Annotated in this window: 6 protein-coding genes; 4 read left to right on the forward strand and 2 right to left on the reverse strand. The window is 72.4% G+C overall.

What is annotated here, in order from left to right; all coding sequences use genetic code 11:
* Nucleotides 1-229: 229 nt before the first annotated feature.
* The gene (locus DZF91_RS32380) at nt 230-1,549 is read left to right on the forward strand and encodes a phospholipase D-like domain-containing protein (RefSeq protein WP_117360860.1); all 1,320 of its coding nucleotides are present in this window, start codon (nt 230-232) and stop codon (nt 1,547-1,549) included.
* Nucleotides 1,550-1,714: 165 nt separating this feature from the next.
* Here DZF91_RS32380 and DZF91_RS42390 read toward each other — a convergent pair whose 3' ends face one another.
* Nucleotides 1,715-2,482 (reverse strand): TetR family transcriptional regulator, encoded by a 768-nt coding sequence (locus tag DZF91_RS42390; RefSeq protein ID WP_235834727.1) that lies wholly within the window; start codon nt 2,480-2,482, stop codon nt 1,715-1,717.
* A 267-nt stretch (nt 2,483-2,749) separates the two neighbouring features.
* Between DZF91_RS42390 and DZF91_RS32395 the strand changes: the two genes are divergently transcribed.
* The 3 genes from DZF91_RS32395 to DZF91_RS32405 all read left to right on the forward strand — a co-directional run bounded on the left by DZF91_RS32395 (nt 2,750) and on the right by DZF91_RS32405 (nt 6,986).
* Complete coding sequence (locus DZF91_RS32395) at nt 2,750-4,333, forward strand: succinic semialdehyde dehydrogenase (RefSeq protein WP_117360861.1); 1,584 nt, start codon at nt 2,750-2,752, stop codon at nt 4,331-4,333.
* Between the two features lie 17 nt (nt 4,334-4,350).
* A complete protein-coding gene (locus DZF91_RS32400; protein WP_117360862.1) occupies nt 4,351-6,174 on the forward strand; it encodes a GMC oxidoreductase in 1,824 nt (607 codons plus the stop codon).
* Nucleotides 6,175-6,257: 83 nt separating this feature from the next.
* Nucleotides 6,258-6,986 carry a DNA alkylation repair protein gene (locus tag DZF91_RS32405; protein ID WP_117360863.1) on the forward strand — a complete coding sequence of 243 codons (729 nt, stop codon included), beginning with the start codon at nt 6,258-6,260 and terminating at the stop codon, nt 6,984-6,986.
* Nucleotides 6,987-7,201: 215 nt separating this feature from the next.
* On the opposite strand, the gene DZF91_RS42775 is transcribed toward DZF91_RS32405, so the two are convergent.
* The coding region (locus DZF91_RS42775) for a zinc metalloprotease (RefSeq protein ID WP_207661907.1) at nt 7,202-8,236 on the reverse strand (1,035 nt) is incomplete at its 5' end.

Below are 8,236 nucleotides of genomic sequence, written 5' to 3' on the forward strand. Positions count from 1 at the left end.
GCGCCTTATCGGCGCCGGGCCGGACCTGTCCCGAGGTGGCCTGTTGTGGCCTGTGAGGGGCTGTGCGACGTGCGAGGTCGTGCCCGACTGTCCGGTTTACCGGTGTGATTGCTGACACTGTCGGAAATTACTGGTTCGAGGGTGAGAAATGGTTGCTTGAAGGGATTCTCCGCTGGGCGATTAGTTGGTAATCTCCCGATCTTGTCGTGTCGGTAGACGGGGGAGTCTCTTGCGACGTATCGCCCTGGTTTCAAGTGGTCTGGCCGTCGCCGCCGCGGTGACGGGCCTCAACGCCGCCTCCGCGGCCGCCCAGCCCGCGTCGCGTCCGGCTCAGCCCGCGCCGCGTCCGGCCCAAGCGCTCGTGCGCGCGGCCACCGACGGCGGGAACCGCGTCGCCTCGCCCAGCCGTGACGTGACCACCTCTGGCGGGCGCGGGCGCAAGTACGTCACCCAGGGGCCGCGCTTCAACCTGCCGAGCAAGGACCCGGCCAAGGCCGGGGCGCTCGACCTCTACATCAAGACCCTGATCCGGCACACCCCCGCCAAGGCCGAGATCGACGTCGCCGTCTTCCGCCTGCGCACCTCGGGCATGGCGAAGGAGCTGGTCAACGCCCAGAAGCGCAAGGTCCGCGTGCGGGTCGTCCTGGACAACGACTCGCTCTCCCAGAACAAGGGCGTGTACAACTACCTCGCCCGCCACCTGGGGACGAACACCAAGAAGTCGTCCTGGGTCGTCGTGTGTCCCAAGAACCGGGGCTGCATCGCACCGTCCACCAAGGGCGTCTGGGGCAAGAACCACAACAAGTTCTACGCGTTCTCGCGCACGTACGACTCGCGGAACGTCGTGGTGCAGACGTCCGGGAACGCGACCGGCGGCATGTACGCCGACTACAACGACGCCTACACGCTCGTGGACCGCAAGCTCTACGGCGCGTACCGCAGCTACTTCTACGCGCTGGCCAAGCACAGGCCGAACGGCAACTACTACCGGCAGACCTGGTCCGGCAAGCGCGCCGTCGCGTTCTTCCCGAAGGCGTCCGGCGACCCGATCGTGGACGTCCTCAACCGCGTGCGGTGCGACGGGACGAAGGTGAGGCTGTCCAGCGGCATCTTCAACCGCACCGAGGTCGCCAAGGCGCTGTCCCGCCTGGACGACCAGGGCTGCGACGTGCAGGTCGTCGCCGCGACCTTCGGCACGGGCACGCTGAAGGCCCTCGCCCGGCCGGGACGCCACGGCGGCCCCGCCGTGCACTACTTCACCGGCGACTCGGCGGCCCAGGCCCACTCGAAGTACCTGCTGATCGACGGGACCTACAACGGCCGCCGGCACCGCATGATCCTCACCGGCAGCCACAGCTACACGGTGGACGCGCTGCGGTACAACGACGAGGCCGTCCTCACCCTCATGGACAGCTCGGCCTTCCCGCTGTACGTCTCGAACTTCGGCAAGGTCTACGCCGCGGCGCGCGGGAAGCTGGTGGTCATGCCGGGTGCCAAGACCCCGGAGATCCCGGTCGGACCGGTGGGCGCCGCCGACTACGACGACTGACGCCGAGGCCCCGGTCGACGGTCGAGGCCGACGGTCGAGGCCGGCGGTCGAGGCCGGCGACCGGCGCTGAGGCCGACGACTGACATCCCCGGCGGGTTCGCCGGGAAAAAGCGCGGGGATTCCGGGCCGCGTCCGCGTGCGGCGGACGCGGCCCGGACCGTTCGGTCAGTCGCCCAGGAGCAGGCGCATCCCGGTGCCGTAGAGGTCGGCCGGGACGCGGGTGGGGTCCAGGAGATGCTGGAGGGCCAGCCCCGTGTCGAGCGCGAGCGCGAGCGCGGCCCGGTCGTCCCGGGACACCCCGTCGGACTCGGGTTCGCCGTCCGGCTCGGGCTGGCCGTCCGACTTGGACACCCCGTCCGGCTCGGGCTGGCGGTCCGAGGCGGGCTGACCGTCCGTGGCGGGCTGGCGGTCCGAAGGGGGCGGGCCGTCCGAGGTGGACGCGCCGCTCGGCTCGGGGAGGCCGCTCGCGAGGTGGTCGCGGCACTCGGCGTACCAGTCGGCGATGCGCCAGCCCGCCGCGTAGTCGCGCATCCCGAACAGCCAGAACTCGACCAGCAGCAGCGCGGTCAGGCGGGCCTGGTCGCCCTCCAGACGGCGGCGGAAGGCGAGCCCGGCGCGCTCGTACCGCTCCTTCGGCGGACGGCTCGTGTCCCCCAGCTCCGCGCAGGTCTCGGTGCCGACGCGCTCGCGCGTGCAGTGCTCCACCAGGGCGAGCAGCAGGTCGGTCTTGCCCGCGAAGTTCGAGTAGACCGCGCCCTTGGTGAGGCCCGCCGCGGACGCCACGTCGTCCAGGGAGGCGCCGTGGATGCCGCGTTCGGCCCACAGCCGCTCGGCCGCTTCGAGCAGTGCCGCCCGCGTCTGCTCCCGGCGCTCCCGCCGGGTCGTCCGCTCAGCCCGGACGCCCTCTTCCGTCGCGCCGCCCGCGAAGGACATGTGGGTGTTCCCCTCTCGTCGGGCACGCTGCCGCCGGGCCCGGGGCGGGCGGCAGCGGTTACGGCCCGGGCGGCGCGACGGCGACGCGCCTGGTGTCTCCTCCAGGTTCCGGCTTACACCGCGGGGGCGCGCCGGGTCACGGCATTGCGCAAGCCGGTCAATCTGGAACGTTCCGTTCCCATGCAGGTGAGATGTGCGGCAATTCACGGAAAGCAAGTCGTTACTGGTGGGTAGCCACCGGCGGGCGGGGAGCCCTAGTCTGCACGCATGGCATCTCCGACGGTCCCCGCCCCGGGAGCGGCCGCGCACCGGCTGCCGCAGCAGAAGACCGACCGTTTGACCTCCCACATCGCGTCCGGCGAGGACGCGCCCACGGCCACCATCCCCGCCCCCTTCACCGGCGAGCCGCTGGCGACCCTCCCGCTCACCACCGCCGGCGAGGTCGCGCGCGCGTACGAGCGGGCCCGGCGCGCCCAGCGGGACTGGGCCGCGCTGCCCGTCCGGGAGCGGGTGAAGCCGTTCCTGGCCCTGCCGGACGCGCTCGTGGCGCGCCGCTCGGAGATCCTCGACATCATCCAGATGGAGACGGGCAAGGCCCGGCGGCACGCGCTGGAGGAGTTCCTCGACGTCGCCCTCTGCTCGCTGCACTACGCCCGCCGCGCCGAGCGGCTGCTGCGTCCACAACGCCGCCGCAGCACGATGCCGGGGCTGACACGGGTGCGGGAGCTGCGGCACCCCAAGGGCGTCGTCGCGCTCATCTCGCCGTGGAACTACCCGTTCTCGCTGGGCGCGTCCGACATCGTGCCCGCCCTGCTCGCCGGGAACGCCGTCATCCACAAGCCCGACACCCAGACCTGCCTGTCCAGCCTGTGGGTGCTGGACCTGCTGGTCTCCCTCGGACTTCCACGCGACCTGTGGCAGGTCGTGATCGGCGACCCGGCCGAGATCGGCGACCCGCTGCTGGACGCCGCCGACTACGTGGCGTTCACCGGGTCCACCCGGGGCGGGAAGGCGATCGCCGAGCGGGTCGCGCCGCGCCTGGTGTCCTACTCGCTGGAGCTCGGCGGCAAGAACCCGATGATCGTCCTGGACGACGCGGACGTGGAGCGCGCCGCGCGCGGGGCCGTCCGGGCCTGCTTCACCAACGCCGGGCAGCTGTGCATCTCGATCGAGCGCCTGTACGTGCACGACGCGGTGTACGACCGGTTCGTCCCGCGCTTCGTCGAGCTGGTCAAGGGGATGAAGCTCGGCGCCGGGTTCGACTTCGAGGCGTCCATGGGCTCGCTGACGTTCCAGCGGCAGCTCGACAACGTCACCGCGCACGTGGACCAGGCCGTCGAGCGGGGCGCGACCGTCCTGGCGGGCGGCCGGGCGCGTCCGGACATCGGACCGCTGTTCTACGAGCCGACCGTCCTCACCGACGTCACGTCCGACATGGACCTGTGCGCCAGCGAGACGTTCGGCCCGGTCGTCTCCGTCTACCGCTACTCGGACGTGGACGAGGTCATCGACCGCGCGAACGACACGCCCTACGGGCTCAACGCGTCCGTCTGGACCAGGGACGTCGCCCGCGGACGCCGCGTCGCCTCTCGCATCCAGGCCGGGACGGTCAACGTGAACGACGGCTACGGCGCGGCGTTCGTGTCCTACGACGCGCCGATGGGCGGGTTCAAGCAGTCCGGTGTCGGACGCCGGCACGGCGCGGAGGGCCTGCTGCGGTTCACCGAGGTCCAGACGATCGCCAGCCAGCACTGGATGGACCTCGAACCCCCGGCCGGGGTCGGCTACGACACGTTCGCCGACCTCATGGCCAACAGCGTGAAGCTCATGAAGAAGCTCCGGATCAAGTAGACGGGACGGCGCGGGCGATGCACGACCACCGGGCGGACGGCGACCGGGCCCAGGTCCAGCGGGCGGACGGCGACCGGGCCCAGGACCAGCGGGCGCACGACTACGACGTCCTCGTCATCGGGTCGGGGTTCGGCGGCAGCGTGACCGCGCTGCGGCTGACCGAGAAGGGGTACCGGGTCGGCGTGATCGAGGCGGGCCGCCGCTTCGACGCCGGGCAGGCGGGGACCGGTGACGCCCGGCATCCGGGCCTGCCGAAGACCAACTGGCGCGTGTCCCGGTACATCTGGGCGCCCGCGCTCGGCCTCACCGGCATGCAGCGCATCCACCTGATCCGGGGCCGCAAGGCGAGCCGGGTCATGGTGCTCGCCGGGGCGGGCGTCGGCGGCGGCTCGCTGAACTACGCCAACACCCTCTACGTCCCGCCGGAGCCGTTCTTCAAGGACCGGCAGTGGGCGCACATCACCGACTGGCAGGCCGAGCTCGCCCCCTACTACGACCAGGCGAAGCGGATGCTCGGGGTCGTCCAGAACCCCACGGTCACGGCCGCCGACAAGGTGATGCGCAGCGTCGCCGAGCGGATGGGCAAGGGCGACACGTTCGTCCGGACGCCGGTCGGGGTGTTCTTCGGGGACGGTCCGGGCCGGGCGTCCGAGGACCCGTACTTCGGCGGCGCGGGCCCGCGGCGGAGGGGCTGCACCGAGTGCGGCGAGTGCATGGTCGGCTGCCGGCACGGCGCCAAGAACATGCTCACCGAGAACTACCTCTACCTCGCGGAGAAGGCGGGCGCGCGGATCATGCCGCTCAGCCGCGTCACGCAGGTCACGCCGCTCACCGGCGGCGGCTACGAGGTCGAGATCGTCCGGACCGGGTCGTTCGGGCGGAACCGCAAGGCGCTGACCGCCGGGCAGGTCGTGTTCGCCGCCGGGACGTACGGGACGCAGAAGCTCCTGCACAAGCTCCGCACGACCGGCCGCCTGCCCCGCGTCTCCGCCCGGCTGGGGCACCTGACCAGGACGAACTCCGAGGCGATCCTCGGCGCGGGACGGCGCAACGGGCACCCCGGGGCGGACTTCTCGCGCGGCGTGGCGATCACCTCGTCGTTCCACCCGACGCCCGACACCCACATCGAGCCCGTCCGGTACGGGAAGGGCTCGAACCTGATGGCGGCCCTCCAGACACTGCTCGTGGACGGCGACCGTCCGGGCGAGAGGCACCGTCCGCGGATCGCCAAGTTCCTGGGCGAGGCGGTGCGGCGGCCGGCCGACCTCATCCAGCTCTTCGACGTGCGGCACTGGTCGGAGCGGACCGTGATCGCGCTGGTCATGCAGACGCGGGACAACTCGATCACGCTGCGCCCGGCGCGCGGGCCGCTCGGATGGGACGTCCGCGCCGACGCCGGGCACGGGGAGCCGAACCCGACCTGGATCCCGGAGGGGCACACCGCCGCGCGGGAGATCGCCGAGGAGATCGGCGGCATCGCGGGCGGCTCCTGGGGCGACCTGTTCGACATCCCGATGACCGCGCACTTCCTGGGCGGCTGCGTGATCGGCGACTCGCCGGAGACCGGCGTCATCGACCCGTACCACCGCGTCTACGGCCACCCCGGCCTGCACGTCGTGGACGGCTCGGCGGTCTCGGCGAACCTGGGCGTCAACCCGTCCCTGACGATCACCGCGCAGGCGGAGCGGGCGATGTCGCTGTGGCCGAACAAGGGCGAGGACGACCCGCGCCCGGCGCTCGGCGCCTCCTACCGGCGCGTCGCGGCGGTCGCGCCGAAGAACCCGGTCGTCCCGGCGGACGCCCCGGCGGCGCTGCGGCTGCCGATCGTGGAGATCACCTGACCCTCCCGTCCGCTCCCGCTCCCGCTTCCCCGTTCGCGTCTGCGGTCGCGTCCCCGTTCGCGTCGGCGCGTTAGGGTGCGGACGTGGACGTGCCCGATGAAGTTACCCGGATCGTTCGGGACCTCCGCGCGCAGGCCGATCCGGCGCGCGCGGAGGCCGAGCGGGGGTATCTGAAGAGCTCCTTCGCGCACATCGGGGTGCCGGTGCCCGTGGTGCGCCGGATCGCGGTGGCGTCCGTGCGGGCACGGCCCTCCCGCGACGACCTGCTGGCGCTGGCGGACGGGCTGTGGGTGGTCACCGAGTCGGGCCGTCCGGTGCACGAGGCCCGCCTCGCCGCCGTGGAGGTGCTGATCAAGCGGGTGGACGTCCTGGAGCCCGGCGATCTGGCCTTCGCCGAGCGGCTGGTGCGCGACTCCAGCACGTGGGCGCTGGTGGACAACCTGGCGGAGAAGGTCGTCGGCGTGCTGGCGCTGAGTTATCCACAGGTTGCGGACGAGCTCGATACCTGGGTCGGCGACGAGTACCTATGGATACGACGCGCGGCGATCCTGGCGCTGCTGGCCGGGATCAGGCGGGGCACTCCCGACGTGGCGCGCGTCGACCGCTACGGGGAGGCGTCGCTCGATGAGACCGAGTTCTTCATCCGCAAGGCCCTCGGCTGGGTGCTGCGCGAGCTGTCCAGGAAGGATCCGGCGTGGGTCGCCGACTGGACGTCCCGGCACCTGGCCCGCATGTCCACCGTCACCTTCCGCGAGGCCGTCCGCCACCTCCCACCCGAGACCACCGCCGCCCTGACCCGCGCCCGTCCTTGACCTGGGCACGTCCTTGGCCTGGGCACGCCCTTGGCCTGGGCACGCCCTCGACCCGCGTCCGCCCTTGGTCTGCGTCCGCCCTCGACCTGGGCCCGCCCTTGACCCTCGTCCGCCCATGACCCTCGTCCGCCCATGACCCTCGTCCGCCCATGACCCGTGCCCGCGCCTGATCCGCGCCCCATGACCGATCTCCCGCCGCCCCCTGCGGGCCGGGGTCAGGTCCGGTAGGCGGTGTAGACCTTGTGGGCTCGTTCGCCCTGGCCGGCGGTGAACTGGGTCATGCAGGCGTCCCAGGCGTAGTCCATGAAGTTGTGGATCGGGTCGGTGCCGGGCGCCGGGCAGGTGTCCTTGCCCTCCGGGCAGCCGCTGGTGGCGTCGCGCTCCGGCGGGGTGTCGTCGACCTGGTCGCCCGCGCCGGTGCAGCCGCCCTCGAAGGGGTGGAAGAGGCCCAGCCAGTGGCCGGTCTCGTGGACGGCGCTGAACCCGTGGTTGAAGTGCTCGATCGAGCCGCCCGGCATGCTGCCGACGTGGATGACCACGCCGTCCATCTTGGGCGCGCCCTTGTACAGCCACGGGAAGGTCGACCAGCCGAGCAGGTCGTCGCCGAGGTCGGCGCTGTAGAGGTTGAGCGCCTCCGGGCCGCCGCGCCGCAGGCGGGTCTTGAAGTCCTGCTCGCTGGCCTCCGGGCTGGTGTACCAGGAGTAGTTGTCGGAGCGGCTGATCGAACGGAGGTCGAAGGAGAAGCCGGTGTCGGCGCCGCCGAGCCGACCGCCGTAGGCGGAGTTCAGCACCTCGATCTGCTTGTGGACGAGCGAGTCGGGGATGTCACCGGTCGTCCCGTTGTGCAGCACGTGGAAGTACACCGGGACCCGCACCTGCGCGGTGAGCCTGCGCCGAGCGTCCGCGCCCGGGATCGCCGACGGCCTCGGCAGGACGGTCACCGGCGCGCCCAACCGGGCCAGAAGCCCGTCCAGTTGACGCTCGACGGCCGCCGTCTCCCCAGGAGCCGCAACGTTCCGCTCCGGGACGCGCGCCCCCGGCCGCAGCCGCGCCCCGGCGAGCCCGGTCGGAAGGGTCGGCGCGGCGGCAACGGCAGGTGCCGTGGGAACGGCGGGAAGGGCGGGTGTGGCGGGCCGGGCGGCGGCGGTCGGACCGGTTGGTGTGGCGGCGACGGCGGGTGCGGAGGGACCGGCGGCAGCGGTCGGAACGGCGGGTCCGGTGGGGGCGGCGTGGGGGGCGGTGGGGCAGGT

Origin of the sequence: Actinomadura logoneensis (genome assembly GCF_003428695.1) — a bacterium.
GTDB classification, from domain to species: Bacteria; Actinomycetota; Actinomycetes; order Streptosporangiales; family Streptosporangiaceae; genus Spirillospora; species Spirillospora logoneensis.

Coding starts and splice junctions, on each gene's coding strand:
- DZF91_RS32395 (WP_117360861.1), top strand. CDS start 2,750: ATGGCATCTCCGACGGTCCCCGCCCCGGGAGCGGCCGCGCACCGGCTG.
- DZF91_RS32400 (WP_117360862.1), top strand. CDS start 4,351: ATGCACGACCACCGGGCGGACGGCGACCGGGCCCAGGTCCAGCGGGCG.
- DZF91_RS42390 (WP_235834727.1), bottom strand. CDS start 2,482: ATGTCCTTCGCGGGCGGCGCGACGGAAGAGGGCGTCCGGGCTGAGCGG.